General features: G+C 69.4%; 23 protein-coding genes. 5 read left to right on the top strand and 18 right to left on the bottom strand.

Translation table 11 applies throughout. The annotated features are described in order from the left end of the window. Positions 1-74 precede the first annotated feature (74 nt). The 3 genes from AC0Z36_RS22150 to rimI are packed head-to-tail and all read right to left on the bottom strand — an operon-like array spanning position 75 to position 1,912. A complete protein-coding gene (locus AC0Z36_RS22150; protein WP_485464747.1) occupies positions 75-332 on the bottom strand; it encodes a hypothetical protein in 258 nt (85 codons plus the stop codon). 37 nt (positions 333-369) lie between these two features. Then, entirely contained in the window at positions 370-1,407 is a 1,038-nt protein-coding gene (gene tsaD, locus AC0Z36_RS22145) for a tRNA (adenosine(37)-N6)-threonylcarbamoyltransferase complex transferase subunit TsaD (RefSeq protein WP_485464746.1), read from the bottom strand. Further along, positions 1,400-1,912, bottom strand: a complete 513-nt coding sequence (gene rimI / locus AC0Z36_RS22140) for a ribosomal protein S18-alanine N-acetyltransferase (RefSeq protein WP_485464745.1) — start codon at positions 1,910-1,912, stop codon at positions 1,400-1,402. The genes tsaD and rimI overlap by 8 nt, the downstream gene beginning before the upstream one ends. Before the next feature lie 203 nt (positions 1,913-2,115). Here rimI and AC0Z36_RS22135 point away from each other — a divergent pair, with 203 nt between their 5' ends. Further along, positions 2,116-3,255 carry an alpha/beta hydrolase gene (locus AC0Z36_RS22135; protein WP_485464744.1) on the top strand — a complete coding sequence of 380 codons (1,140 nt, stop codon included), beginning with the start codon at positions 2,116-2,118 and terminating at the stop codon, positions 3,253-3,255. 9 nt (positions 3,256-3,264) lie between these two features. Here the strand turns inward: AC0Z36_RS22135 and tsaB are convergent, their stop codons facing one another. Beyond that, complete coding sequence (gene tsaB / locus AC0Z36_RS22130) at positions 3,265-3,948, bottom strand: tRNA (adenosine(37)-N6)-threonylcarbamoyltransferase complex dimerization subunit type 1 TsaB (RefSeq protein ID WP_485464743.1); 684 nt, start codon at positions 3,946-3,948, stop codon at positions 3,265-3,267. A 130-nt stretch (positions 3,949-4,078) separates the two neighbouring features. Here tsaB and AC0Z36_RS22125 point away from each other — a divergent pair, with 130 nt between their 5' ends. Then, positions 4,079-4,798, top strand: coding sequence for a hypothetical protein (locus AC0Z36_RS22125; RefSeq protein ID WP_485464742.1), 720 nt, complete (start codon positions 4,079-4,081; stop codon positions 4,796-4,798). A gap of 227 nt (positions 4,799-5,025) precedes the next feature. Beyond that, the gene (locus AC0Z36_RS22120) at positions 5,026-7,581 is read left to right on the top strand and encodes a transglycosylase domain-containing protein (RefSeq protein ID WP_485464741.1); all 2,556 of its coding nucleotides are present in this window, start codon (positions 5,026-5,028) and stop codon (positions 7,579-7,581) included. Positions 7,582-7,702: 121 nt separating this feature from the next. On the opposite strand, the gene tsaE is transcribed toward AC0Z36_RS22120, so the two are convergent. From tsaE to glmS, 7 genes are all read right to left on the bottom strand, one after another. Further along, entirely contained in the window at positions 7,703-8,230 is a 528-nt protein-coding gene (gene tsaE, locus AC0Z36_RS22115; RefSeq protein WP_485464740.1) for a tRNA (adenosine(37)-N6)-threonylcarbamoyltransferase complex ATPase subunit type 1 TsaE, read from the bottom strand. Then, positions 8,208-9,311 carry an alpha/beta fold hydrolase gene (locus AC0Z36_RS22110; RefSeq protein ID WP_485464739.1) on the bottom strand — a complete coding sequence of 368 codons (1,104 nt, stop codon included), beginning with the start codon at positions 9,309-9,311 and terminating at the stop codon, positions 8,208-8,210. Before AC0Z36_RS22110 ends, tsaE begins: the two co-directional genes overlap by 23 nt. Further along, positions 9,311-10,429: an alanine racemase gene (gene alr, locus AC0Z36_RS22105; RefSeq protein ID WP_485464738.1), complete on the bottom strand. Its 1,119-nt coding sequence runs from the start codon at positions 10,427-10,429 to the stop codon at positions 9,311-9,313. The genes AC0Z36_RS22110 and alr overlap by 1 nt, the downstream gene beginning before the upstream one ends. Before the next feature lie 43 nt (positions 10,430-10,472). Next, a complete protein-coding gene (locus tag AC0Z36_RS22100) occupies positions 10,473-11,948 on the bottom strand; it encodes an NAD(P)H-hydrate dehydratase (protein WP_485464737.1) in 1,476 nt (491 codons plus the stop codon). A 48-nt stretch (positions 11,949-11,996) separates the two neighbouring features. After that, positions 11,997-12,365 (bottom strand): holo-ACP synthase, encoded by a 369-nt coding sequence (locus AC0Z36_RS22095; RefSeq protein WP_485464736.1) that lies wholly within the window; start codon positions 12,363-12,365, stop codon positions 11,997-11,999. A gap of 28 nt (positions 12,366-12,393) precedes the next feature. Further along, positions 12,394-13,815, bottom strand: a complete 1,422-nt coding sequence (locus AC0Z36_RS22090; RefSeq protein WP_485464735.1) for an alkaline phosphatase PhoX — start codon at positions 13,813-13,815, stop codon at positions 12,394-12,396. A 310-nt stretch (positions 13,816-14,125) separates the two neighbouring features. Further along, positions 14,126-16,003, bottom strand: coding sequence for a glutamine--fructose-6-phosphate transaminase (isomerizing) (gene glmS, locus AC0Z36_RS22085; protein ID WP_485464734.1), 1,878 nt, complete (start codon positions 16,001-16,003; stop codon positions 14,126-14,128). 171 nt (positions 16,004-16,174) lie between these two features. Between glmS and coaA the strand changes: the two genes are divergently transcribed. Next, on the top strand, positions 16,175-17,185 hold the full coding sequence (gene coaA / locus AC0Z36_RS22080; protein ID WP_485464733.1) for a type I pantothenate kinase: 1,011 nt from the start codon (positions 16,175-16,177) through the stop codon (positions 17,183-17,185). 142 nt (positions 17,186-17,327) lie between these two features. Here coaA and glmM read toward each other — a convergent pair whose 3' ends face one another. The 4 genes from glmM to AC0Z36_RS22060 all read right to left on the bottom strand — a co-directional run bounded on the left by glmM (position 17,328) and on the right by AC0Z36_RS22060 (position 20,599). Further along, the gene (gene glmM, locus AC0Z36_RS22075; RefSeq protein ID WP_485464732.1) at positions 17,328-18,677 is read right to left on the bottom strand and encodes a phosphoglucosamine mutase; all 1,350 of its coding nucleotides are present in this window, start codon (positions 18,675-18,677) and stop codon (positions 17,328-17,330) included. 251 nt (positions 18,678-18,928) lie between these two features. Then, positions 18,929-19,453: a 30S ribosomal protein S9 gene (gene rpsI / locus AC0Z36_RS22070; RefSeq protein WP_485464731.1), complete on the bottom strand. Its 525-nt coding sequence runs from the start codon at positions 19,451-19,453 to the stop codon at positions 18,929-18,931. A gap of 48 nt (positions 19,454-19,501) precedes the next feature. Continuing rightward, the gene (rplM, locus tag AC0Z36_RS22065; RefSeq protein WP_485464730.1) at positions 19,502-19,957 is read right to left on the bottom strand and encodes a 50S ribosomal protein L13; all 456 of its coding nucleotides are present in this window, start codon (positions 19,955-19,957) and stop codon (positions 19,502-19,504) included. Positions 19,958-20,476: 519 nt separating this feature from the next. Beyond that, positions 20,477-20,599 (bottom strand): hypothetical protein, encoded by a 123-nt coding sequence (locus AC0Z36_RS22060; RefSeq protein WP_485464729.1) that lies wholly within the window; start codon positions 20,597-20,599, stop codon positions 20,477-20,479. 47 nt (positions 20,600-20,646) lie between these two features. Here AC0Z36_RS22060 and AC0Z36_RS22055 point away from each other — a divergent pair, with 47 nt between their 5' ends. Then, positions 20,647-21,219: a hypothetical protein gene (locus AC0Z36_RS22055; protein ID WP_485464728.1), complete on the top strand. Its 573-nt coding sequence runs from the start codon at positions 20,647-20,649 to the stop codon at positions 21,217-21,219. A gap of 15 nt (positions 21,220-21,234) precedes the next feature. Here the strand turns inward: AC0Z36_RS22055 and AC0Z36_RS22050 are convergent, their stop codons facing one another. From AC0Z36_RS22050 to AC0Z36_RS22040, 3 genes are all read right to left on the bottom strand, one after another. Beyond that, positions 21,235-22,134 carry a tRNA pseudouridine synthase A gene (locus AC0Z36_RS22050; protein WP_485464727.1) on the bottom strand — a complete coding sequence of 300 codons (900 nt, stop codon included), beginning with the start codon at positions 22,132-22,134 and terminating at the stop codon, positions 21,235-21,237. Between the two features lie 177 nt (positions 22,135-22,311). Beyond that, positions 22,312-22,809: a 50S ribosomal protein L17 gene (gene rplQ, locus AC0Z36_RS22045; RefSeq protein WP_485464726.1), complete on the bottom strand. Its 498-nt coding sequence runs from the start codon at positions 22,807-22,809 to the stop codon at positions 22,312-22,314. 209 nt (positions 22,810-23,018) lie between these two features. Further along, positions 23,019-24,035, bottom strand: coding sequence for a DNA-directed RNA polymerase subunit alpha (locus AC0Z36_RS22040; RefSeq protein WP_485464725.1), 1,017 nt, complete (start codon positions 24,033-24,035; stop codon positions 23,019-23,021). Between the last annotated feature and the right edge of the window lie 269 nt (positions 24,036-24,304).

Raw genomic sequence — 24,304 nt, 5'->3', positions numbered from 1 at the left:
CCCCCGGCCTGCGGATTAGGCCTCCTCACCGGGGTGCGGGCCGGGTTCTCACCCAGACTCCACCAAACAGGTCCTCACCGGACTATCCGGTCGAAACTCCACGCGTGCGGCGGTCGGGAGACAAGCTCCGCGGGCGCTTCGGGGAGCGGTTGGGGCACCCCCGGCCACAGGCTGATGACGACGACACGCTCTACACCGTCCTGCACGGAACTGAACACTTCGTGACGCTCCGCGCCGACGAGCGTCGGCAGGGCGCTCTCATAGACCCAGTCAACCAGCTCGGCGGCCCGGCCTTCGGCTGCGCGGGCCTCCCACATCTGCGCTGTGCTCATGCCGGGCTCCACGCAGGGACGTCGCCCGGTCGCTGGCTCACGCCTGGGGCACCGTGATCGGCATCGACGAGTCGGCCGGGATGAGCATCGAGGACGGCGCCCGGTTGCGGGACACCATCTCCGCGCCGAGCGCGGCCACCATCGCGCCGTTGTCCGTGCACAGCGCGGGCCTCGGCACCCGGAGCACGATCCCGGCCTTGTCGCAGCGTTCCTGGGCCATCGCGCGCAGCCTCGTGTTCGCCGCGACACCGCCGCCGAGCAGCAGGTGGTCGGAGCCGCGCTCCTTGCAGGCCGCGATGGCCTTCTTCGTCAGCACGTCGACGACGGCCTCCTGGAAGGACGCGGCGACGTCGGCCACCGGCACCGGCTCCCCGGCCCGCTGCTTCGCCTCGACCCAGCGGGCCACGGAGGTCTTGAGCCCGGAGAAGGAGAAGTCGTACGGAGCGTCCCTCGGCCCGGTCAGCCCGCGCGGGAAACGGACCGCCTTCGGGTTGCCCTCCCGGGCCGTGCGGTCGATCACCGGGCCGCCGGGGAAGCCGAGGCCGAGCACCCGGGCGACCTTGTCGAAGGCCTCCCCGGCCGCGTCGTCGATGGTCGCGCCGAGTTCCCGGACGTCCGTCGTCACGTCGGGCACGAAGAGCAGCGAGGAGTGCCCGCCGGAGACCAGCAGGGCCATCGTCGGTTCGGGCAGCCTGCCGTGCTCCAGCTGGTCCACACACACGTGCGCGGCCAGGTGGTTGACGCCGTACAGCGGCTTGTCGAGCGCCGCGGCGTAGCCCTTGGCCGCGGCCACGCCGACCAGGAGCGCGCCGGCCAGGCCCGGACCGGAGGTGACCGCGATGGCGTCGATGTCGTCCATCGTCACTCCGGCCTCCTTGAGCGCCCGGCGCACGGTCGGCACCATCGCCTCCAGGTGTGCCCGGGAGGCGACCTCCGGCACCACCCCGCCGAAGCGGGCGTGCTGGTCGACGCTGGAGGCGATCGCGTCGGCGAGCAGGGTGGTCCCCCGGACGATGCCGACGCCCGTCTCGTCGCAGGACGTCTCGATGCCGAGTACAAGCGGCTCGTCAGGCACCTTCGGGGTTTCCTTCCGACTGGGTGTTCGTGTAGTCGTTCAGATCGCAGCCCATGATCAGCGCGTCCACGTTGGCGGGCTGGTAGTAGCCGCGCCGGATGCCCAACGGCTCGAAGCCGAACCGCTCGTAGAGCCGTTTCGCGGGGGCGTTGTCCACCCTGACTTCGAGCAGTACGGAGGAGCAGCCGCGCCGGGTCGCCTCGTGTAGGAGTTCGGCGAGCAGCACTGCTCCCAGGCCGCGGCCCCGCTGGTCCGCCCGTACGCCGATGGTCTGGACCTCGGCCTCGCTGACGGCCGCGGACAGGCCGGCGTAGCCGACGATGTCCCCTCCGGCGTCCTCGGCCACGACGTAGTGGCGGGTGCCCGTCTTCGGGTCGGCCTCCGCCAGCTCGGACCAGAACATGCCCGCCGACCAGGCGTCCTCCGGGAACAGTTCGTGCTCCAGTTCGAGGAGTCGGTCCAGGTCCCACCAGCGCAGTGGTCTCAGCGGGGCAGGGGCGCTCATGCCGGTCATTCTACGACCGCGGCGCGGAGGCCCCTGACGTCGTCGTGCACACTTTGACGAACGGGTGGCATGTCTGTTTACCGCGATGGAGAACCATTCGCCGCTTTCGGCCATCATTACTTGGCGGGGCGGGTTTTCCCCCGTTGCACGACCTTCCGCGGCACCGTTCACCGTGCCCGGCGACGCCTTGAGGAGAACCAGCTGTGGGACCTGCCGGTACGCCGTTCATGTGGCTGACGGTGCTGCTTGTGGTCATAGCCGTGACCGCGACAGTGCTCCTTTGGCCACGCCTGGCCGGTTCCGGACCGGCGCGCGTCGGCGGGCGGGTGGGGCTGATCATGGGCGCCCAACTGTTCGCCGCCCTGATGGCGTTGATCATCGTGAACAAGACGCTCGGGCCGTTCTTCGTGACCTGGAAAGACCTGTTCGGCCAGGACGTCGGCGCTATCAGCCAGGCGCAGAGCGGTGGCGCACCGTCCACCCCCGGCAACCCGGGCAGTTCCAGCGGTGCGGCGGGTGAACAGGCCCCGAAGATCCGCACCGGCACCCAGAAGTTCGAGCCCGGCAAGGGCGGCTTCAAGACCACGGACTTCACCGGGCCCAAGTCGCACCTCAAGGACCAGGTCGACGTCTACACCCCGCCGCAGTACGACGATCCGGCCTGGAAGGGCAAAGAGTTCCCGGTGGTGATGCTGTTCCACGGCATCCCGGGCACCAACTCCGGCTGGTACGGCGACGGCGCGCTGGCGGTGGGCCACCAGCTCGAACCACTGTTCAAGAGCGGCAAGCTGCAGCCGATGGTCCTGGTCATCGCCTCGATCGGCAACCAGTCGACCAACACCGAGTGCTCCAACGTCCCGGGCAAGGGCGACCGGGCCACGTGGCTGGCCGAGGACGTCCGCACGATGATGCTGGAGAACTTCCGGGTGTCGGCCGACCCGAAGAAGTGGGCCGGGCTCGGCTACTCCACCGGTGGCTTCTGCGGGGCGAAGCTGCCGCTGCAGTACCCCCAGGCGTTCCACTACGGCATGAGCATCGCCGGTGACGACTTCAAGGGCGACCCGTCGGCGATCGGCGACAAGGACCTGCGGCTGAAGAACAGCCCGATCTGGATGCTGGAGAACACCAAGCCCGCGCCGGACGTGAAGCTGTGGCTGATGTCCAGCAAGGAGGACCAGGTCGGCCGGACCGCCTACGCCGAGGAACTGGCCGCCGCCGCGCAGCGGGCGGGTGTACCCGCCCAGTCCTTCACGGTCCCCAAGGGCGGCCACCTGACCGCCGTGTGGAAGCAGCTGATCATCCCGGCCTTCGAGTGGCTGAACGGGCAGTTGCCCAAGCCGTAAAGCAGAGTTCTACGGCGCGGGGAAGGCCGGCGGGGTGACGCTCTTGTAGCCCGCCGGCTCCTTCGCGTCGGGGCGGCGCAGGTACAACGGCTCGACGGGGAGCAGGTCCTCACCCCGGCGGAGCAGTTCGGCCGCGTACGTGGCCATCGCGGCGGCGTCCGGGTGCTCGGGGCCCCGGACAACAGCGAAGGACTCCGGGTAGAGCAACGCCCCGGCGCCGACTGCGGGCAGTCCGGCGATCCGGTCGGCGATCTCGGCGGCCCTGTCCACGCTGGGGCCTTCGGTGCGGGTCCGCGGGTCCGTGTAGCGCGCCCAGTAGACCTCTTTGCGCCGCGCGTCGGTGGCCGCGATGAACGGCCCGTCGGGGACGGTGCCGTCCCGGCCCGCCGCGAAGGCCAGCGCGTCCAGGGTGCAGACGCCGTGTACGGGGATCCCGAGCGCGTCGGCCATCGCCTTGCCGGTCATCAGCCCGACCCGCAGGCCGGTGTACGGACCGGGGCCGACGCCGACCACGATGTCGGTCAGGTCGGCGTAGGTGCGGCCCGCCCGCGCCAGGACCTCAGTGATGGCGGGGGTCAGGAGTTCACCCTGTCGGCGGGCGTCGATCTGGGTGGAGTCGGCGATGACCGAGGTCCCGTCGTGCAGGGCGACGGTCACGGCGGGGGTGGCGGTGTCAAAGGCGAGGAGCAGCACGGGATCAGGATATCGCCCGTCCCGGAGTCGTACCGGCGTGGATCTCACCCCGGGACCCGTGTGCGTGGAGCGCCGGCCGCACCAGCCGCGGCGGGCCTGATCCTGCCCGGAGGCCGCCGTTGCTGGCACGATGGGTGCCGAACACACGGACGGCAGCGGGCACGACGGCCGCAGCGGACAGCGAGGGCGGAGCGAGATGGCGAAGCGGGAGCCCAAGCCGGGCCGGACGGTGGCAGTGATCACCGTGCTGGCGCTGGCCGGTGTGGGCGCGTTGGCGGCGCAGGCCGCGAATTCGGCCCCGGACAACCGGAAGGCCGCGCTGACCGGCCCCCAGTCCCCGACGCCGCAGGCGCCGGGGCAGAGCGCACCACCGGTGCCGCCGCCGGCGCCGCCGGCACCGGTGGTCCCGAAGGATTCGGGGCAGGGCAAACGGGTGGTCTACTCGCTGGGCGAGAGCCGGGTGTGGCTGGTGGACGTGGGCGGCGTAGTGCTGCGGACGTTCCCGGTCGTGCCGGGCACGGTGTCGGCGGTGGCCGGCAAGTTCCGGGTGTCGACCAAGCAGGAAGGCCCGATGCGGGGCAGCGACGGCCTCACCATCAAGTATTCGGTGAAGTTCGCGGCCAGCGCGGCCGGGCTGCCGATCGGTTTCGCCGGTACGGACACCCCGCTGGACAAGATCGTCCCGCCGTCGGCAGCGCCCAGCGCCTCAGCGAGCGGCACGCGCAAGTCCTCGACGCCTCCGCCCGCCTCGAACAAGCCGAAGAGCGGCGGTGTGCGGGAGGGCGCGGAGGACGGAAAGGCGCTGTACGAGTTCATCCAGATCGGTGATTCGGTCGTGGTCATCACCTGATCCGGAGCTCGAAGGCGAGCCCGGTCCTGAGCTCGCAACTGAGTCCGGTCCTGACCCCGAGTCCCAGTCCGAGCCCCAGTCAGACCCCGAGTCCGAGTCCGATCCGGGGCGACATGCCCGGTTCAGTCGCACCTCCTCCGAATTATCCACATATCATCAACATGATGATCATTCGGGAGGCAGGTGCTGACGCACCGGGGAAGCGGTGACGCGTGGCGATGGGACCGATGGGACCGACAGGCCCTGATGGCTCGGACGAGGTCGTTCCGGCCGCTCCGGTGGAGGACGGCCGCCCCCGGCGCCGCTTCATCGACTACCCGCGGAGCAAGGGCCGCCGGGGGCTGCGCTGGCTGCCGTCGGTCAAGCACATCCTGACCCTCGCGCTGCTGGCCTTCGCCGGCGGTTTCGCCGCGCTCGGCATCGTGTACGCGGTCACCCCGGTACCGCAGACGATCAACGCCAGCGCCGCCACCCAGAGCAACGTGTGGCTGTGGAGCGACGGCACCGAGATCACCCGGACGGGGAAGCAGAACCGGCAGAACATCCCCCTGTCCGCGGTGCCGCTGCCCGTCCAGCGCGCGGTGCTGGCCGCGGAGAACCGCAGCTTCTACAACGACTCGGGCATCTCCGTGAAGGGCACCACCCGCGCACTCCTCGCGGCGCTGACCGGCGGGGCCACCCAGGGCGGTTCGACGATCACCCAGCAGTACGTGAAGAACGTCTACCTGACGCAGGAGCAGACCTACTCCCGGAAGCTCAAGGAAGCGGTCATCGCGATCAAGCTCGACCGCACCGTGTCCAAGGACGACATCCTTGAGGGCTACCTGAACAGCAGTTACTTCGGGCGCCGGGCGTACGGCATCGAGGCCGCCGCACAGGCCTACTACGGCAAGGACATCGGCCAGATCAACGCGGCCGAGGGCGCCTACCTGGCGACGCTCCTGCAACTGCCCAGCGCGTACGACGTCAAGAACACCAGTGCCAAGTGGCGGCAGGCCGCCCTGAACCGCTGGAACTACGCCCTCGACGGCATGGTCAAGGAGAAGTGGCTGACACCGCAGGACCGGGCCGCGATCCAGTTCCCCGAGCCCATCGACGAGAAGCCGCAGTCGGGGCTCGACGGGGTCAAGGGCTACCTGGTCGGGATGGCCAAGAAGGAACTCACCGACAAGAAGGTGATCGACGACAAGCGCTTCAACCTGGGCGGCTACACGATCAAGACCACCTTCGACAAGAAAATGACCGACCAGCTCTACACGACGGTCGCCGACTGGCGTAAGAAGACGCTCCGCGACACCGGCAACGACCAGTACGTCAAGGTGGCCGCGTCGTCGATCGAGCCCGGCACCGGGAAGGTCCGGGCGATCTACGGCGGTACGGACTTCGTCAAGGAGTTCGTGGACGCCGCGACCCGACGGGACATCCAGGCCGGTTCGACGTTCAAGCCCTTCGTCCTGACCGCCGCCCTGGCCGACGGGACCGAGCGGGACGGCCGGAAGCAGAAGGTCACCCCGGACACCGTGTACAACGGCAACTCCGGGGTGATCATCAGGCAGCAGAACGGCAAGCCGGTGATCAGCGGCAACAAGCCGTGGGTGCTCAACAATGAGGACGGCGCGAACTACGGCCAGATCACCCTGACCCGGGCGATGGAAGTGTCCTCGAACACCGCGTACGCCCAGCTCGGCATGGATGTCGGCACGGACAAGGTGGTGGACAGCGCCCATGAGCTCGGGCTGCCGGAGAACACACCGGACCTGGACCCGAACGCCTCGGTTTCGCTCGGCACTTCGACTCCCAGTGCCGTCGACATGGCCGGGGCGTACGCGACCTTGGCCGCCCAGGGCAAGCGGGTCGATACGCACTCCGTGGAAGAGGTCACCCTAGACGGCGACAAGGTCGACCTCCCGGAGGTGAAGACCAAGGACGCCGTCGACAAGGACGTCGCCAACCAGGTCACCGGGGTCCTCCAAGGTGTTGTCCAGAACGGCTCGGGGCGTGCCTCCCAGGCGCTCGGCCGGCCCGCGGCGGGCAAGACCGGCACCACCGACGACAACCTGTCTGCCTGGTTCATCGGCTACACCCCGCAACTGTCCACTTCAGTCGGGCTGTTCAGCGAGGACCGCAATTCGAAGCGGCTGACACTGCGCGGGACCGGCGGCGGCAGCCGGGTCAACGGTGGCGGGTATCCCGCCCAGTTGTGGACCACGTATATGAAGGCGGCGCTCAGCAACCTGCCCGTCCAGGATCTCCCTTCGGCGCCGAACACCTCCGGCTCCGATGACGAAGGCGAGTCCACCCCGGACCCGGTCGCGTCCCCTACACCGGAATCCCCGCCGAACACCCCGGACGCGTCCAGGACCCCGGGCACCCGGTCGCCGGACCCCGCGACCAGCCGGCCGCCGCGTGAGTCGAACACGCCCGGCGCCAGCTCCGGCGGAACGGGTTCCAGCACCACCGGCGGCACCACCGGCGGCACCACCGGCGGCACCACCGGCGGCACGTCCAGCGGCACGTCCAGCGGATCCAGCGCCGGGACCAGTTCCGGGGCGAACAGCGGCACTTCGTCAGGTTCCGACGCAGGGACGAGCAGCGGCACGACGGCCGGCGGCAACGGCGGCACAACCGGGACCAGTTCCGGGGCGAACAGCGGCACTTCGTCGGGCTCCGACGCCGGGACGAGCAGCGGCACGTCCTCCGGCAGCACCGCGGGCACCGGGACCACCTCAGGCGCGGCAGGCCGGGCGATGCCCCCGGTGCCACAACCTCCGCCGACACTCTGACGGCTGCGGGCCGAGCAACCGGCAGAGCGGATAAGGCAGTTCGGGCGGGTCACGGTGAATTCACCGCGGCCCGCCCGAACTGTCCCCCCCAGCCCCCCCAGCCGCTCACGCGGTCACGCGGTCACGCCAGGCTGTCGAGGCCCGCGTCGGCCCACCGCCCGCCGACGCCACGCAGCCTGACCACCCGTACATCGTCTTCCCGCAGGTCGTCGCCCTCGGCCCGGTCGATGAGCACCAGGAGCCGCTGCTCGGACAGTTCCTCGACCCGGCCCTCGCCCCACTCGACCACCGTGACGGCTTCATCGAGTGAGGTGTCGAGGTCCAGGTCGTCGATCTCCGACACGAGGTCCGTGCCTTCGCCGATCCGGTAAGCGTCCACGTGCACGAGTGCCGGTCCTCCACCCAGCGACGGGTGCGTACGGGCGATCACGAAGGTCGGGGAGGTCACCGCGCCGCGCACCCCCAGACCGGCCCCGATGCCCCGGGTCAACGTGGTCTTCCCGGCCCCGAGCCCGCCGGACAGGATCAGCAGGTCCCCGGCGCGCAGCAGTTTGGCGAGCCTGCGGCCGAAGCCCTGCATGTCATCGCCGCTGGTGACGGTCACGTCGACCGCCGTCGTCACACGCTCATCCACAGCTTTGTGCTCCATCGACGTCTTGTACGGACTGCTCCGCGGCCCGGGTCAGCAGTGTGCGCAGCGCCGCGTTCACGGCGGCGGGGTGTTCCAGCGGCGTCAGGTGGCCCGAGTCGGCCACCAGCAGGAGTTCGGCCCCTGTGACGGCCTCGGCTATGGCCTCGCCGTGCGTGGCCGGGGCCATGAGGTCCTTGTCACCGGCCACGACCAGGACCGGCACCCGGTCGAGGACCGGCAGTGCGGCGAGCTTGTCGTGCGATTCGAAGGTCGGGAAGAACTCCGCGATGACATCGATCGGGGTCGAGGAGATCATCCGGTCGACGAACCTGAGGAGTGTCGGGTCCACCTTCGAGGCGAAGGAATACCGCTCGGTGAACAGCACCACCAGGTCGCGGGCGGCCCGGCGGCCGGCTTCCACGAACTGGGCCCGGCGACCCAGCACGCCGAGCACGCCGGGGGCGACCCTGTGCAGCATCCGGGCCCCGGCCGCGGGGATGCCCAGAGTGACTGTGGCCCACTTCCCGGCTGAGGTGTTCAGCAGGGCGACGCCGGTGATCCGGGTGCCGAAGAGTTCGGGGCGCTGGTCGGCCAGGGCCATGATCGTCATGCCGCCCATGGAGTGGCCGAAGAGGACCATCGGGCCGTGGGGCACCAGTTGTTCGAGGACTGCGTAGAGGTCCTCGCCGAGCTGGTCGATGTTCGCCGTCTCCGGTGTGCCGCGTCCGGACCGGCCGTGGCTGCGCTGGTCGAAGAGGACGAGCCGGTGGTCGGCGAACTCCTGCCGCTGGAAGTGCCAGGCGTCCTGGTTGAGCGTGTAGCCGTGGACGAGCACGATGGTCAGCGGCGCGTCCCGGTCGCCGTCGACTTCGGCGTACAGCTCCACACCGTCCGGCGCGGTGACCACGTGCGGTTCACCGCGCAGCGTGCCGAAGTCGGTCAGTGCGTCGAGTTGCAGTTCGGCACGGCGGCGGAACGCCCTGCCCACCGTCATCCGCTCGACGGCGACCCCGGCGGCGGCTCCGGCCGCCAGGACGCCCACCGCTGCCCCGAAGATCCCCGCGCGGCGACCGACCGCCCGGCCGTTGACCGTGACCACTAGGCCCCCTCGTCGAGATATGTGCGCGGCACCCGGGTGCTGATCCGGGTGACGACTTCGTAGCCGATCGTCCCGGTGGCGCGTCCCCAGTCTTCAGCCGTCGGCTCGCCCTGGTCGCCGGGGCCGAAGAGCAGGACTTCGTCACCGACGGCGGCCTTGTCGTCGCCCAGGTCGACCACGAACTGGTCCATGGCCACCCGTCCGGCGACTGTCCGGAGCTTGCCGCCGATGAGGACCTGCCCGGTGTTGCTGGCCGCCCGCGGGATGCCGTCGCCGTAACCCACGGGGACGAGCCCCAGGGTGGTCTCCCGCTCCGCCGTCCAGTGGTGTCCGTACGAGACGCCGTGGCCTGCCGGGACCTGCTTGACCTGCGCGAGTTCGGCGGTCAGGGTCATCGCCGGCCTGAGCCCGAAGCCGCCGAGCTCCGGGATGGGCGAGACGCCGTAGGTGGCCAGGCCGCAGCGGACCAGGTCGAAGTGTGTGTCGGGCCGGGTCAGCGCGGCCGGCGAGTTCGCCAGGTGCCGCACTTCGGGGGTGATTCCGGCGTTTTCCGCGTACGTGAGGACTTCGTGGAACCTGGCGAGTTGCGCGTCGATGGAGGGATGCCCTGGTTCGTCGGCGCACGCGAAGTGCGACCACAGGCCGACGACTGCGACCAGGCCCCCGGCCTGCGCTTTCAATGACTCGGTGACCAGTTCGGCCCAGTCGTGCGGCTGTGCGCCGTTGCGGCCCAGGCCGGTGTCGGCTTTGAGGTGGATCCGGGCAGTTCGGCCTGTTACTCGCGCGGCCTGTTCGACTTTCCGGAGGGCCCACAGGCCGCTGACCGAAATGTCGATGTCCTCCCGTAGGACGTCTTCGAAGGGGTCTTCGGCGGTCCACAGCCAGCACAGCACCCTGCCCGCGTCACCGGCGGCGCGGAGCGCCAGGGCCTCCTGCGGGGTGGCCGTCCCGAGCCACGTCGCACCGGCCTCGCGGGCCGCCTTGGCGCACGGCACCATCCCGTGCCCGTACGCATCGGCCTTCACCACCGCCATGACCTGCGCAGCACCGACCCTCGAACGCATCCGCCGGATGTTGAACCGGATCGCGTCGAGGTTGATTCGGGCTTCGACGCGCATCGGTGCAGCGGTCCTTTCGAAGGCGGGCAGACATTCCAGTATCTCAGGCGGCGGAGTCTGCCGACCGACTAACCGAGCGCCATGCGCCAGGGATCGCGGTGATGAGCTCCACAGCGGTGACCGGAGCGCCGTCCGCAGCCCGGCGCCCGGCGAGTCCGTGCAGATAGGCGGCCACCGTGGCCGCGTCGAAGGGTTCGAGCCCGGCGGCAAGCAGGGACCCGGCCAGACCGGACAGCACATCGCCGCTCCCGGCGGTGGCGAGCCACGGTGTTCCGGTCGGATTGACCCGCACCCGGCCCGTGGGATCGGCGATCACCGTGGTGCTGCCCTTGAGCAGTACGGTCGAGCGGTACTCCGCCGCCAGCCGGACCGCGTAGTGCAGCCGCCGTCGTTCGACGTGCGCACGGTCGGCCTGCTCGCCGACCGCTTCGAGCAGCCGGACGGCCTCTCCGGCGTGCGGGGTCAACAACGAGCACGGCGTACGGTTCAGAGCCTTGCGCCCGGCCGCGGCCAGGAGTGTGAGGCCGTCCGCGTCGATCAGCACCGGCACGTTCTGGGCCAGCACCCGGGCGAACCGCGCCCCGGCCGCCGGGCCCGTGTCCAGACCGGACCCGACCACCCAGGCCTGCACACGTCCCGCGTCCTGCGGGCCACCGGAAGTCGCCAGTGTCTCGGGATAGTCAGCGAGTACGGATTCCGTCACCGCCTGCGGTCCGCTGAATCGCACCGCACCCGCGCCACCGCGCAGCGCGGCGCCGACGGCCAGCCGCGCCGCACCCGGGTAGCGCTCCGAGCCGGCACACACGCCCACCACCCCACGCTGGTACTTGTCGCTCTCCCTGGTGGGTCCAGGCACCAGCCGGTTGATATCGGCGTCCTCGGGGACGGAAAGGACGGGTTCCGGAAGATATTGACCGAGGCCGATGTCGATGAGCCTGACTTCGCCGGCGTACGAGGCCGCCGGGTCGACGAGGAGACCGGGCTTGTACGCGCCGAAGGTGACCGTGCTGTCGGCCCGTACGGCATACCCCACGACCATGCCGGAATCGGCGTCGATCCCACTGGGCAGGTCCACCGCGATCATGGGCACGCCGCGGACGCCTGCCAGGAGATCAACCGCAGCGGGCCGCAGCCCCCCTTGGCCGCCGATGCCCACGATGCCGTCCACCACGAGGTCGGGCCGCCGGGAGCCGTCCCACAGCTCTGCGGTGGCGACCCGGCCACCCGCCGCCCGCAGCGCCGCCAGCCCGCCCTCGTGCACCCGGTCCGGGCTCAGCAGCACCGCCTCCACCCGCGCCCCGCGCCGGGCCAGCAGAGCGCCCGCGTACAACGCGTCCCCGCCGTTGTCGCCGCTCCCGACGAGCAGCATCACACGCTTGCCGTACGTACGGCCCAGGACCTCACGGCACACCGCCGCCAGCCCGTGCGCGGCCCGCTGCATCAACGTGCCCGCGGGCAGTGTCGCCAGGAGCGCGGTCTCCGCCGCCCGGATCTGTTCGACGCTGTACGCACGCTTCATTCCGTACGGTCCCTTCGGCACTGACCCGGACTCCGGCGGTTCAACGGCTCACCCTTCCGCGATGACAACGGCTGACGCAATGCCCGCATCGTGACTGAGCGACACATGCCAGCTCTTGACGCTGAGTTCGGCGGCCCGCGCGGCGACCGTGCCGGTGACGGTCAGCAACGGCTGCCCGGACTCCAAGGTGGACACCTCGGCGTCGAGCCAGCGCAGCCCCCTGGGGGCGCCGAGCGCCTTCGCCAGGGCCTCCTTGGCGGCGAACCGGGCCGCGAGTGAGGCGACACCACGTTCCTGACCTGGCCGGACGTACCGCTCGCCGTCGGTGAAAAGCCGGTCGGCCAGTCCGGGGGTACGCCGCAGCGACTCCCCGAACCGGCCGATGTCCGCCACGTCGATGCCCACACCAATGATCACGGGATCGAGCGTAGTCCGTACCCCGGCGTCAGCACCCGTGCTTGTGCCAGGGCCCCCAGACCGCGAAGGACATGCCCCGCTTCGACTGGATGTTGACGAACAGGGTGTGTCCGTCGGGGCCGAACGTCGCGCCCGCGAACTCCGCGCCCGGATCTCCCGCGACCGGCTCCATGCGGGCCAGGTCGGAGACGCGCCCGTCGACGGTGAGGGTGCGCAGGAAGTTGTCGCCGTCGCCGTCCTCGCACAGGATCAGCGTGCCCTGCGGGCTGTACGTGACGTTGTCCGGCAGGTCGAGGACCTGCGACGAGGGCGATTCGTACACCAGGCGCAGTTTGCGGTCGTGCACGTCGTACGCCCACACCTGGCCGCGCCCGTCACCGAAGCCGTCGGGGGCCACGTCGCCGACGGCGGTCGCGCCGCCCTGGGTGGATACGAAGTAGACAGTCCCGCGGTGGTGAATCGATCCTTCAAGGCGCGAGAAGAACGCCGCGCCCTTGGCCAGGCCCTGCCCGCTGACCGCGTGGGAGGCGTCGTCGTTCGAGGTGCCGGGCCCGAAGGTGGGGTCCGGGTTGTCGATGTCGACCCAGGTGACGTCGTACGCGACGCCCTTGCGCTGAGCCTTGGAGAGATCCAAGCCTGGACGGCCCTTGACGGCGAGCATCTGGAGCTTCCCGCCGTCCTTGAGCTTTCCGGCCACCCAGGGACTGACCGGCGGCAGGTACCGGTAGAAGCCCGAGGGGTTCGCGAAGTTGTCCTCGGTCAGGTAGACCGCACCGGTGCTCGGCTCGAAGGCCACTGACTCGTGCGCGAACCTTCCCGCGGACCGGATCGGCTTGCGCTCCGACGGGCGGTCGAGGGGCACCTCGAAGATGTACCCGTGCTTCTGCGTCAGCTTGTCATTGGGCTGGCCGGTGAAGTCCGGCGGCAGGTCGGGCCCGTTGACCGTCTCCTCGCAGGTGACCCAGGAACCCCACGGCATCGGGCCGCCGTTGCAGTTCAGCTGGGTGCCGCTGAGGCTGACGCCGCTGCGCTTGACCTGCCCGTAGTTGTCGACGGTCAGGGTGACGGTGCCGCCACCGCTCATCGGGTCGTACGCCTTCGACTTGTCGCCGAACGCGCCGACCGGACCGCCCACCTCGTGGTTGCGGACCAGCACGGTGTCCCCGCCGCGCCCGCGGAAGGCAGCCATGCCGTCGTGCTTGCCGGGCGTGGGCGTCCCGTCGCTCAGCGGCGAGCCCGCCTCGTTGAAGGACCGGTACTGGAACCCCTCGGGCAGGTGCAGCCGGACCTTCCCGTCCCGCGCGTCGGTGACGGGCTTCAGCGGGCCGTAGCCGGACGTCCCCCGACCAGGTGTCTTACCGCGCTCAGTGGCGTATGCGGGGGCGATGAGCCCCTGGAAAGGCCCGGCGAGGGCTGCGGTCCCGACGGCGACCGCAGCGCTCCTGGCCATAAAACGACGACGTTCCACGTGTTGGATTCCCCTTGGAGGTGACTGCCCGGACCGGATGCCGGGACTGATCAACCTAGATGTGGGGAAACGGGCCTGACCAGGACGATCGCGGGACAAAACGGCGAAGGGCCGTTACAACTTGGCACACAGGTCGACTTATCACCGTTGCGCACACACTGCGCTCACCACTCTTGACGGAGCGTCAGAATCACTGTCGCGGGGAGTCGCCCGGACAAGCAGAACGGATGGTTTCCGCACCCCGGCGAAACCGGAGTGCGGAAGCCACCCGTAGTACTGCGGACCAGCGGGCCTACTCCACCGTCACCGACTTGGCGAGGTTGCGCGGCTGGTCCACCTCGTGGCCCTTGACCGTCGCCAGTTCGCACGCGAAGACCTGGAGCGGCACCGTGGCCACCAGCGGCTGCAGCAGCACCGGCGTCTGCGGCACCCGGATCAGGTGGTCGGCGTACGGGACCACCGCCTCGTCGCCCTCCTCCGCGATGACGATGGTCATCGCGCCACGTGCCCGGATCTCCTGGATGTTGGACACGATCTTGTCGTGGATGACACTGCGGCCACGCGGCGACGGGACGACCACCACAACCGGCAGGCCCTCCTCGATCAACGCGATCGGGCCGTGCTTGAGCTCGCCCGCGGCGAAGCCCTCAGCGTGCATGTACGCCAGCTCCTTGAGCTTGAGCGCGCCCTCCATCGCCACCGGGTAGCCCACGTGACGGCCGAGGAACAGCACCGAGGTGGCGTCCTTCAGCGACCGCGCCAACTCGCGGACCGGCTCCATGGTCTCCAGCACCTGGTCGACCTTCTCCGGCATGCCGGCGAGTTGGTCGATGACCTCCAGGATCTCGTCGCCCCACTTGGTCCCGCGGACCTGGCCGAGGTAGAGCGCCACCAGGTAGCAGGCCACCAGCTGGGTCAGGAACGCCTTGGTCGACGCGACGGCGACCTCGGGCCCGGCGTGCGTGTACAGCACCGCGTCGGCCTCGCGCGGCATCGTCGAGCCGTTGGTGTTGCAGATGGTCAGCACCTTGGCGCCCTGCTCGCGGGCGTGCCGCTGAGCCATCAGGGTGTCCATCGTCTCGCCGGACTGCGAGATGGTGATGACCAGCGTCTGCTTGTCGAGGATGGGGTCGCGGTAGCGGAACTCGCTGGCCACCTCGACCTCGCAGGGGATGCGGGTCCAGTGCTCGATCGCGTACTTGGCGATCAGACCGGCGTTGTACGACGTGCCGCAGGCGATGATGACGATCTTGTCGATCTCGCGCAGCGTCTCGGCCGGGATGTTCACCTCGTCGAGGGTGAGCTTCCCGTCCACGCCGAGCCGGCCCAGGAGGGTGTCCGCGACAGCCTTGGGCTGCTCGGCGATCTCCTTGAGCATGAAGTAGTCGTAGCCGTCCTTCTCGGCGGCCGACGCGTCCCAGTCCACGTGGTACTCGCGGATGGCGCCCGGCAGACCGTCGAAGCCGGTGACGGTGATGCCGTCCCGGCGCAGCTCGACGACCTGGTCCTGACCCAGCTCCACAGCCTCGCGGGTGTGCGCGATGAACGCGGCCACATCCGAGGCCAGGAAGTTCTCGCCGTCGCCGCGGCCCACGACCAGCGGCGAGTTACGGCGCGCGGCCACCACCACGTCCGGGCTGTCCGCGTGCACGGCCACCAGGGTGAACGCGCCCTGGAGCTTGCGGCACACCCGGCGCATGGCCTCGGCGAGATCGCCGTCGGCCGGGCCGCCCTGCTCCCCGGTCAGCTTCGTGAACTCCTCGTTGAGGAGGTGCGCCACCGTCTCCGTGTCCGTCTCGGACAACAGGGTGTGACCGCGACCGGACAGCTCCTGGCGCAGTTGCGCGAAGTTCTCGATGATGCCGTTGTGCACCACCGCGACCTTGCCCGCGTTGTCCAGGTGGGGGTGCGCGTTCGCGTCGTTCGGTGCCCCGTGGGTTGCCCAGCGGGTGTGACCGATGCCGACGGTGCCGCCCTCCGGGAGCGGCGCGGCCTCCAAGACCTTCTCCAGGTTGGCGAGTTTGCCCGCCTTTTTCTCGGCCACCAGCGTGCCGTCTGCGATCAGTGCCACACCGGCTGAGTCGTACCCGCGGTACTCCAGTCGGCGCAGTCCTTCGATGACGACGTCGAGCGCCGATTTTCTGCCTACGTAACCCACAATCCCGCACATGACGCAAAGCGTAGATGCTGCTCCAGGTTGCGATCACCGCCGCGGAGGTCCACTTGTGCGATAAACCGGCACGTCAGTTACAAAGATCACGTACGGCCCGCGCGGGGAGCGCGGCCGGATCACGTACGGCCCGCCCGCAGCAGGTCTGGGCATGCCGGGGACAATGGTCACGTGCACACCACCAGCCAGGCACTCACCACGGCCGACTCCCGGCCTGCTCACACCCACGGAGCGGCCCCGGGCCGGGATCTTTCCCCGTACGTCGAACTCGACCGTGAAGCGTGGAGCGCCCTGCGGGCCAACACCCCGCTGCCGCTGACCGCCGACGAACTCGAACGACTGCGCGGTCTGGGTGACGTCGTCGACCTGGCCGAGGTCGAAGAGGTCTACCTGCCGATGTCGCGCCTGCTGAACCTCTACGTGGGGGCGACCCGCGGCCTGGGCCAGGCACTGACGACCTTCCTCGGTTCCTCCCAGCGTCGTCCCACCCCGTTCATCATCGGGGTGGCCGGCAGTGTCGCGGTGGGCAAGTCCACCACCGCCCGCATCCTGAAGAACCTCCTGGCCCGCTGGCCGGACCACCCGCATGTGGAGCTCATCACCACCGACGGCTTCCTGCATCCGAACGCCGAACTGACGCGCCGCGGCATCATGCACCGCAAGGGCTTCCCGGAGTCCTACGACCGCCGGGCCCTGGTGCGTTTCGTCGCCGACGTGAAAGCAGGCAAGGCGGAGGTGTCCGCGCCGGTCTACTCGCACCTGGTGTACGACATCGTGCCGGGCGAGAAGGTGACCGTACGGCAGCCGGACATCCTGATCGTCGAGGGCCTGAACGTGCTCCAGCCACCACAGCTGGGCGGTGACGGCCGGCCGCGTCTGGCGGTGTCCGACTTCTTCGACTTCAGTGTGTACGTGGACGCCCGCCCCGACGACATCCGCCGCTGGTACCTCGCCCGGTTCCTGAAGCTGCGTCAGACCGCGTTCCGGGACCCGCAGTCGTACTTCCGCAAGTACGCGGAGATGACCCAGGACGAAGCCGTGGAGTACGCCCGCAACATCTGGCGGGACATCAACGGGCTGAACCTGACGGAGAACGTCCAGCCCACCCGCGGCCGGGCCACCCTGGTGCTGACCAAGGGCCCGGACCACTCGGTCCGCAGGCTGCGGCTGCGCAAACTCTGATCCGTCGCCACCTTCCCCCCGGACGGCACGATCAAGTCGGTCAAGCCGGTGAACTGACAGACCGTCGTACGGAAAAGGCCCCGGAAACACCCTTGGTTTCCAAGGGTTGGCGCCTCCAGGGCCTTTCCGTACGGGAACTGTCTTAGATCCCCAGGGTCTTACGGACGACCTCGGCCAGCTCCTGCGCTTCGCGCTCGGCCTGCTCCTGGGTCGCGGCCTCCACCATCACCCGGACCAGCGGCTCGGTGCCCGACGGACGCAGCAGCACCCGCCCGGTATCGCCGAGGCGGGCCTCCGAGACGGCCACCGCTTCGGTCAGCTCCGGCGTAATGGTGACCTTCGTCCGGTCGACTCCACCGACGTTGATCAGCACCTGCGGCAGCTTGTGCATCGCCGCGGCGAGCTCGTGCAGCGGCTTCCCCGTCTCCGCGACCCGGGACAGCAGGTGAAGCGCCGTCAGCAGGCCGTCACCGGTCGTCGCGTGCGCGGACATGATCAGGTGCCCGGACTGCTCACCGCCCAGCGAGAACCCGCCGGCCGTCATGGACTCCAGGACGTACCGGTCGCCGACCGCCGTCTCAAGCATCGGGATCCCGGCGTCGCGCATCGCCAGTTTGAGCCCCAGGTTCGACATCACCGTGGCGACCAGGGTGTCCTTGTGCAGCTTGCCCTGGTCGCGCATCGCGATCGCGAGTACGGCCATGATCTGGTCGCCGTCGACGATGTCACCGCGGGCGTCCACGGCCAGGCAGCGGTCGGCGTCGCCGTCGTGCCCGATCCCGGCGTCCGCGCCGTGGTGCAGCACCGCGGCCTGGAGGTCGCCCAGGTGCGTGGAGCCGCAACTGTCGTTGATGTTGAGACCGTCGGGTTCGCTGTGGATCGCGATGACCTCGGCGCCGGCCCGGCGCAGGGCGTCCGGAGAGGTCTTGGACGCCGCGCCGTTGGCGCAGTCCACGACGATCTTCAGACCGTCCAGGCCGTGCGGCAGCGACGCCAGGACGTGCTCGACGTAGCGGGCCCCGCCTTCGGGGTGGTCCTGGACCCGGCCGACCGCAGCGCCCACCGGGCGGTTCCAGTCGGTGCCGAGCAGTGCCTCGATCTCGTCCTCGACGCTGTCGGGCAGCTTGTTGCCGCCGCGGGCGAAGAACTTGATGCCGTTGTCGGGCATGGCGTTGTGGCTGGCGGACAGCATGACGCCCAGGTCGGCGCCGGACAGTGCGGTCAGGAACGCCACCGCGGGAGTGGGCAGGACACCGGCCCGGTACACGTCCACCCCGGCCCCGGCGAGACCGGCGACCACGGCGGCTTCGAGGAATTCACCCGAGGCCCGCGGGTCACGGCCGACCACCGCGAACGGGCGGCGCCCATGGCCTTCCTGTCGCTGTCTGCCGAGCACCCGGGCGGCGGCGACCGCCAGTTCCAGGGCCAGTTCCGCGGTCAGCCGGCCGTTGGCCAGGCCGCGGACCCCGTCCGTTCCGAACAGTCGTCCCATGCTGGAACCTCCCGCATACATGCAAATCGACGGTCACCCGGCACAGCCGGGCAGGCGGCCGTGACCGGGCCCCGGCCGCTGAGGAGCCGGGTAAGAGCACTGAAACCCGGTTCCTGCGCAAGCGCACAGGACCGGGCCGGAAATGCAAAGAACCCCGCAGGCACAGGACGTGCCCCGGGGTTCGAAGCCGAGCTGCGGCCCGACGGAGAACAGCACCACAAGGGTGTCTCCGCGGGGCCGCAGACAGGGGTTTAGCGCTTGCTGTACTGCGGAGCCTTACGGGCCTTCTTGAGACCGGCCTTCTTGCGCTCGACGGCGCGGGCGTCACGCTCGAGGAATCCGGCCTTCTTGAGCGCCGGACGGTTCAGCTCCTCGTCGACCTGGTTCAGCGAGCGGGCAACGCCCAGGCGCAGCGCGCCGGCCTGGCCGGAGGTGCCGCCGCCGTGGATCCGGGCGATGACGTCGTACTTGCCGTCAAGCTCGAGGATCTTGAAGGGCTCGTTGACGATCTGCTGGTGCACCTTGTTCGGGAAGTAACCCTCGATGGTGCGACCGTTGATCTTCCACTTGCCGGTGCCCGGCATGATGCGGACACGGGCGACGGCCTCCTTGCGGCGACCGGTGGCAGCGGCCGGCTGCGGCTCGCCGAAGCGGGACGCGAGCGACTCGGAGGTGTACGAGTCGAGGGTGACCTCTTCGGTCTCCTCGACGACAACCTCGACGGGGACCTCAAGGGTCTCAACCGGGGTCTCGGTGACGACAGTCTCTTCAGACACAGCCACAGTTCCTTTCAGCGTTTCGTGACGTCAGGCAGTGGCCGTGACTTAAAGGGTGACCTGCTGGGAGACCTGGGTGATCTCGTAGGGCACCGGCGACTGCGCCTGGTGCGGGTGCTCATTGCCTGCGTAGACCTTGAGCTTCGAGATCATCTGGCGACCCAGGGTGTTCTTGGGAAGCATGCCCTTGATGGCCTTCTCGACGGCCTTCTCGGGGTTCTTCTCAAGCAGCTCGTCGTAGCGGACCGAGCGGAGGCCGCCCGGGTGACCGGAGTGGCGGTAAGCCAGCTTCTGGGTCCGCTTGTTACCGGTCAGGTGCACCTTGGACGCGTTGATGATGATGACAAAGTCACCCATGTCCATGTGCGCCGCGTAAACCGGCTTGTGCTTGCCGCGCAGGAGCGCGGCACTCTGAGTGGACAGACGGCCGAGCACGACATCGGTCGCGTCGATGACGTGCCACTGACGCTGGACGTCGCCGGGCTTAGGGCTGTACGTGCGCACGGTCGTAGCCTTCGCTTCTTCGTGGGGGTATGTGCTGACGGGTGCCGACTGGTGGAGTTGGGTGTCCCTCAAACGAGTGAGGCACCCTTCCTGAGATTCCAGGGTTTCCAGCGGCCCGGCGTACCGACTCCACTTCTGAAGCAAGCCAATACGCACAACGAACGGGCAGAATACCGGAGATCCTGGCTGCCGGTCAAAACTGGCGGCGGGAACCCCCGATTACCAATCCCTACCATCGTCAATGTTAACCCGCCCGGCGGAGTGCTTTAAGCTCTCCGGCCATGAACGGCGAGGACCGGGGGCCCACGACCCCCGACACAAGCGCGGTACCGCCCGGGTCGTACGCCCATTCGGAGCCGGACTGGGAAGCCCTAGCCGACGCCGAAGTCGCCCGGGTGCGGCGCAGAAGACGGTTGTCGCAGGTCGGCGGTGCCGTGCTCGGAGCTGTGACCCTCGGCGGGCTGGTGGCCGGCGGCATCGGCCTCTCACCGCCGGGAAGTGACCATCCGGACACTGCCGTCACGGACCGCGCGGCGGCGTCACCGGGTCCATCGGATCCATCAGGTCCATCAGGTCCATCAGGTCCATCAGGTCCATCAGGTCCATCAGGTCCATCAGGTCCATCAGGTCCATCAGGTCCACCGGAGAATTCCGTACCACCCGGTCCCCCGCCGCCCACCTGGTCGCAGGTGCTGGCCGACCCGGCGCTGGACAGCAAGCCGTTCATCCCGCAGACGCTGTTCCCGACGGTCGAGGTGACCGTGGACGGCCGCCGGTACACCGGAACCGCCGGTGACATCACCGACGGCTGTGGCCTCCCTGCGGCCGGCGGTCTGGGCCCGCTGTTCAGCGCGCACGGCTGCACGCGCCTGGTCAGGGCGACACTGACCGGGCCCGACGGAGTCGCCCTGACCATCGGCGTCGCCGCGTTCCCCGACGCCGCCCAGGCGACGGCAGCCCTGGCCGCATACGTAAGCACCGCGGACAAGGGCGCTGTCTCCGCGCTGGACGGCGGCCCGGTGAAAGGACTCTGCCCGACGGACCCGGGAGTGCGGTGCGGACGTTCCTCCGCCGCACCCCTGGGCCGCTACCTGACCTTCACCGTCGTCGGCCACCGCGACGGCAGTCCCGTCACGACCGCGGAATGGGACCGTACGGACTCCTCCGCCTCGCTGGCCGCCGGGGACCTGCAGAAGTTCGTCAACGCCGCCCTGCGGCGACGCGGCGAACAGGCGGTCCGGCAGATCACCGGCCGGATCTAGAAACCGCTGGGAAACTTATGGCAGTACGGACAGGACAACCGGCTCGTCACGCATGTTCCGCGCCTGCAGGACCCGGGCCGCCAACATGTCGTCGGCCGGGTAGGCGACCTCCTCAAGGGTCAGCCCCTGCGCCGGTGCCACGTGTACCCCCGAGTCGCGCACCCCCCGGACCAGGACCTCACCGGGCCACTCCACGGGGCGGCGTCCCTCACCCACGGCCAGATGCGCGCCCACCAGTGCGCGGACCATGTTGTGGCAGAACGCGTCGGCCCGCACCGAACCGACGACCAGGGGACGGAACCCGGGCCCGGCGTCCGTGTCGGCCGGGGTCTCCCTGCTCCATGAGAAGTGCTGCAGGCAGCGGATGGTCGTCGCGCCTTCCCGCTTCTTGCAGTAGGCCGCGAAGTCCCTTTCCCCAAGCAGGAGTTGGGCCGCCCGATTCATCCGGTCGACGTCCAGCGGCCGGTTGTTCCACGTCACGTGGCCGCGCCGCAGCGGGTCCACGCCACCCGGGTGGTCACTGATGCGGTACGCGTACCGCCGCCACATCGCGGCGAAGCGCGCGTCGAACCCGGGCGGGGCCACAGTGACGGCCCGGACCCGGACATCCTTCGGCAGCGCACCGGACACCCGCCGCAGCAGGACACCGCCGTACTGCTCCCACACAGTGGGGTCCAGGTCGACGTGGGCGACCTGCCCACGAGCGTGGACGCCGGTGTCGGTCCTCCCGGCAACCGTCAGCCGCGTGGAGCCCGCAGGCAGCCGCAGGACAGTGTCCAGGGCGTCTTCCAGAGTCGCCTGTACGGTCCGCAAGCCGGACGTGGCCGGCTGGCGGGCCCAGCCGGAGAAATCGGTGCCGTCGTACGCCAGGTCGATCCGGACCCGGACCCCCGGCTTGTCCGTCAACGCAGCCATGGTTCCTTCTTCACGCTTCTTGGGACTTCGCGGAACAGCTTCACGCTTCTTCAGATACGGCTACGGGCCCGCTCCCCGTGAAGGGGAAGCGGGCCCGTAAAGATCAGAAAGACGCTCAGGCGTCGGGTTCACCCCCGCTCGCGCGGGGCAGCCGTCAGGCCTTTCCGATCCTGGGAACTACTTGGCTTCCTCGGCCTTGTCCTCAGCCGGAGCCTCGGTCTCTTCGACCTTGGTCTCCGGGGCCGCGACGGCCTCCTGCTCCTTGACGGAGCGCTTGGTGGCAGCCTCGGCCTCGCCGACCGCGGTCTGCGCCACGGTCAGGGCCTCGACGAGCTCGATGACAGCCATGGGGGCGTTGTCGCCCTTACGGTTGCCGATCTTCGTGATGCGGGTGTAACCACCGGGGCGGTTCGTGTAGCGACCGGCGATCTCAGTGAAGAGCTCGTGCAGGATCGCGATGTCACGGATCGTCTTGCGAACCTGGCGACGGTTGTGGATGTCGCCCTTCTTCGCCTTCGTGATCAGACGCTCGGCGACCGGGCGCAGGCGACGTGCCTTCGCCTCGGTGGTGGTGATCCGGCCGTGCTCGAAGAGCGAGGTGGCCAGGTTGGCCAGCATCAGCTTCTCGTGCGCGGCGGATCCGCCCATACGCTTTCCCTTGGCGGGCTGCGGCATGGTCTTCCTCTTTCTCTACTACTGCCTCGGCCGTATCAGGTACCGGGGCAGTCACCGGCCGTGTCAGGTACCGGTGGGTGTCCCGCCGGACCGAACGGCCCGACGGGGAAGCACTGCTGACGGATCAACAGTCACTTAGTACTGCTCGGTCTCAGCACCGTGCCGATCCGGGGAGCGACCCCCGGACCCCCACGTGCCGCGACCGTGGCTCAGTACTGCTCGGTCTCAGCGAAGCCGTGGTCGTCCTCGTCGCCGAAGCTGTCAGCAGCGGCGGTCGGGTCGAATCCGGGCGGGCTGTCCTTGAGGGCCAGACCCATGCCGACGAGCTTCGCCTTGACCTCGTCGATGGACTTCGCACCGAAGTTGCGGATGTCCAGGAGGTCCGCCTCGGAGCGGGCCACGAGCTCGCCCACCGAGTGGATGCCCTCGCGCTTGAGGCAGTTGTACGAGCGGACCGTGAGCTCGAGCTCCTCGATCGGCAGCGCCAGATCGGCGGCCAGGGCCGCGTCAGTCGGCGACGGGCCCATGTCGATGCCCTCGGCGTCGACGTTGAGCTCGCGGGCCAGACCGAACAGCTCGACCAGGGTCTTACCGGCCGACGCCATGGCGTCACGGGGACGCATGGCCGGCTTGGTCTCGACGTCCACGATCAACTTGTCGAAGTCGGTGCGCTGCTCGACACGGGTCGCCTCAACCTTGTACGTGACCTTGAGCACCGGCGAGTAGATGGAGTCGACCGGGATACGGCCGATCTCCTGGCCTGCCTGCTTGTTCTGCACCGCGGAGACGTAGCCGCGACCGCGCTCGACGGTCAGCTCCATCTCCAGCTTGCCCTTGCTGTTCAGCGTGGCGAGGAGCAGCTCGGGGTTGTGCACCTCGACACCGGCCGGGGGCGCGATGTCGGCGGCGGTGACCTCACCCGGGCCCTGCTTGCGCAGGTACATCACGACCGGCTCGTCGATCTCCGAGGAGACGACCAGCTGCTTGATGTTGAGGATGAGGTCGGTCACGTCCTCCTTGACGCCCGGCACGGTGGTGAACTCGTGCAGGACACCGTCGATGCGGATGCTGGTGACAGCAGCGCCGGGGATCGACGACAGGAGGGTGCGGCGCAGGGAGTTGCCGAGCGTGTAGCCGAAACCGGGCTCGAGGGGCTCGATGACGAACCGCGAGCGGTACTCGTCGACGACGTCCTCGGTCAGCGTGGGGCGCTGAGCAATAAGCATTGAGTGATCCTCCAGGATCAGGTTGTTCTCCGACGACCACTATTTGACGCCGGTACTGCACAAGGGTACGGGCGGACCGGCTCCCGTGAAGGAGACCGGCCCGCCCGAGCCTTTGTTTTCGGGGCTACCGCTCCGGAATCCCGAGGGACCGCCCGGAGCGGAGCTCCATCATCATGTCGCTACTACTTGGAGTAGAGCTCCACGATGAGCTGCTCCTGACTGGGTCTGCGTGGGGGACGACCCCCACACCCCCGGCCAGGTGGCGGCTC

The organism is Kitasatospora sp. UYEF31, from assembly GCF_057291755.1.
This window is presented reverse-complemented; position numbering and strand designations above follow the sequence as displayed.

Bases quoted from the DNA above. Each gene is read 5' to 3' on its own strand.
- AC0Z36_RS22150 (WP_485464747.1), bottom strand. From the start codon at position 332: ATGAGCACAGCGCAGATGTGGGAGGCCCGCGCAGCCGAAGGCCGGGCC.
- rimI (WP_485464745.1), bottom strand. From the start codon at position 1,912: ATGAGCGCCCCTGCCCCGCTGAGACCACTGCGCTGGTGGGACCTGGAC.
- AC0Z36_RS22125 (WP_485464742.1), top strand. From the start codon at position 4,079: ATGGGTGCCGAACACACGGACGGCAGCGGGCACGACGGCCGCAGCGGA.
- AC0Z36_RS22120 (WP_485464741.1), top strand. From the start codon at position 5,026: ATGGGACCGACAGGCCCTGATGGCTCGGACGAGGTCGTTCCGGCCGCT.
- tsaE (WP_485464740.1), bottom strand. From the start codon at position 8,230: ATGGAGCACAAAGCTGTGGATGAGCGTGTGACGACGGCGGTCGACGTG.
- alr (WP_485464738.1), bottom strand. From the start codon at position 10,429: ATGCGCGTCGAAGCCCGAATCAACCTCGACGCGATCCGGTTCAACATC.
- AC0Z36_RS22100 (WP_485464737.1), bottom strand. From the start codon at position 11,948: ATGAAGCGTGCGTACAGCGTCGAACAGATCCGGGCGGCGGAGACCGCG.
- AC0Z36_RS22090 (WP_485464735.1), bottom strand. From the start codon at position 13,815: ATGGCCAGGAGCGCTGCGGTCGCCGTCGGGACCGCAGCCCTCGCCGGG.
- glmS (WP_485464734.1), bottom strand. From the start codon at position 16,003: ATGTGCGGGATTGTGGGTTACGTAGGCAGAAAATCGGCGCTCGACGTC.
- glmM (WP_485464732.1), bottom strand. From the start codon at position 18,677: ATGGGACGACTGTTCGGAACGGACGGGGTCCGCGGCCTGGCCAACGGC.
- AC0Z36_RS22050 (WP_485464727.1), bottom strand. From the start codon at position 22,134: ATGGCTGCGTTGACGGACAAGCCGGGGGTCCGGGTCCGGATCGACCTG.
- rplQ (WP_485464726.1), bottom strand. From the start codon at position 22,809: ATGCCGCAGCCCGCCAAGGGAAAGCGTATGGGCGGATCCGCCGCGCAC.
- AC0Z36_RS22040 (WP_485464725.1), bottom strand. From the start codon at position 24,035: ATGCTTATTGCTCAGCGCCCCACGCTGACCGAGGACGTCGTCGACGAG.